Genomic DNA, 1,931 nt, shown 5'->3' on the forward strand with positions numbered 1-1,931 from the left:
GCGCGTCCGCTCCTTGAGAACTCAACAGCGTGCCGAAAGTCAGTGCCAAGTAACAAATCCCCCTTCGGTGTCTTCGGATGCTGATTGGGTTCCTTTGGTTGATTGAACGAGAGTGCCAACTCTCGGTCTCAGCTGCGATCAAATCATCTACGGAGAGTTTGATCCTGGCTCAGGACGAACGCTGGCGGCGTGCTTAACACATGCAAGTCGAGCGAGGCCCATCCTTCGGGGTGGTGCCCTAGCGGCGAACGGGTGAGTAACACGTGGGCAACCTGCCCTCAGCTCTGGGATAACTCCAAGAAATTGGTGCTAATACCGGATGTGACCGCTGACCGCATGGTCTGGTGGTGGAAAGATTCATCGGCTGAGGATGGGCCCGCGGCCTATCAGCTTGTTGGTGGGGTCACGGCCCACCAAGGCGACGACGGGTAGCCGGCCTGAGAGGGTGACCGGCCACACTGGGACTGAGACACGGCCCAGACTCCTACGGGAGGCAGCAGTGGGGAATATTGCGCAATGGGCGAAAGCCTGACGCAGCGACGCCGCGTGAGGGATGACGGCCTTCGGGTTGTAAACCTCTTTCAGTAGGGACGAAGCGAAAGTGACGGTACCTACAGAAGAAGCACCGGCCAACTACGTGCCAGCAGCCGCGGTAATACGTAGGGTGCAAGCGTTGTCCGGAATTATTGGGCGTAAAGAGCTCGTAGGCGGTCTGTCGCGTCGGCTGTGAAAACCCGAGGCTCAACCTCGGGCCTGCAGTCGATACGGGCAAACTAGAGTACTGCAGGGGAGACTGGAATTCCTGGTGTAGCGGTGAAATGCGCAGATATCAGGAGGAACACCGGTGGCGAAGGCGGGTCTCTGGGCAGTAACTGACGCTGAGGAGCGAAAGCGTGGGGAGCGAACAGGATTAGATACCCTGGTAGTCCACGCCGTAAACGTTGGGCGCTAGGTGTGGGGGCCATTCCACGGTCTCCGTGCCGCAGCTAACGCATTAAGCGCCCCGCCTGGGGAGTACGGCCGCAAGGCTAAAACTCAAAGGAATTGACGGGGGCCCGCACAAGCGGCGGAGCATGTTGCTTAATTCGATGCAACGCGAAGAACCTTACCTAGGCTTGACATGCACGGAAATCTGTCAGAGATGGCAGGTCCTTTAAAGGGTCGTGCACAGGTGGTGCATGGTTGTCGTCAGCTCGTGTCGTGAGATGTTGGGTTAAGTCCCGCAACGAGCGCAACCCTCGTTCTATGTTGCCAGCACGTCATGGTGGGGACTCATAGGAGACTGCCGGGGTCAACTCGGAGGAAGGTGGGGATGACGTCAAATCATCATGCCCCTTATGTCTAGGGCTGCAAACATGCTACAATGGCCGGTACAAAGGGCTGCGATACCGCGAGGTGGAGCGAATCCCAAAAAGCCGGTCTCAGTTCGGATTGGGGTCTGCAACTCGACCCCATGAAGTTGGAGTCGCTAGTAATCGCAGATCAGCAACGCTGCGGTGAATACGTTCCCGGGCCTTGTACACACCGCCCGTCACGTCACGAAAGTCGGTAACGCCCGAAGCCGGTGGCCCAACCCCTTGTGGGAGGGAGCCGTCGAAGGCGGGATCGGCGATTGGGACGAAGTCGTAACAAGGTAGCCGTACCGGAAGGTGCGGCTGGATCACCTCCTTTCTAAGGAGCACTGGCCGCCACACTCGTGTGGTGGTCCAGAGCCGTGCGCGGATCGTGAAGTGCCCTCATCTTCGGGGGTGCTCGGGTGTTCGTGACGGAGCTCAAGGGTGGAACGCTGACCAGTTCGGCCAGGCAGCTGCGGTTGCCCCTAGTACGACCTTGTGATCCTTGCTTCTTCGGAAGCGGGGGGAGGGTGTGGAGCGGGGTGGGTGTGGGTGGTCTGGTCGTAGGCACGCTGTTGGGTCCTGAGGGAGCGGGCT

2 rRNA genes (1 of these 2 running past the window's edge) are annotated in these 1,931 nt (G+C 59.2%); both read left to right on the forward strand.

Annotated features, from left to right (window positions below):
* The first annotated feature begins 146 nt into the window (after positions 1-146).
* Positions 147-1,671, forward strand: a 16S ribosomal RNA gene (locus tag O2W20_RS22635).
* 216 nt (positions 1,672-1,887) lie between these two features.
* Positions 1,888-1,931 (forward strand): 23S ribosomal RNA (locus tag O2W20_RS22640) (it continues 2,868 nt past the right edge of the window).
* Together the 16S and 23S rRNA genes form the textbook arrangement of a ribosomal RNA operon.

The organism is Modestobacter sp. VKM Ac-2982 (assembly GCF_026967935.1).
In the GTDB taxonomy this organism is placed as follows: Bacteria; Actinomycetota; Actinomycetes; order Mycobacteriales; family Geodermatophilaceae; genus Modestobacter.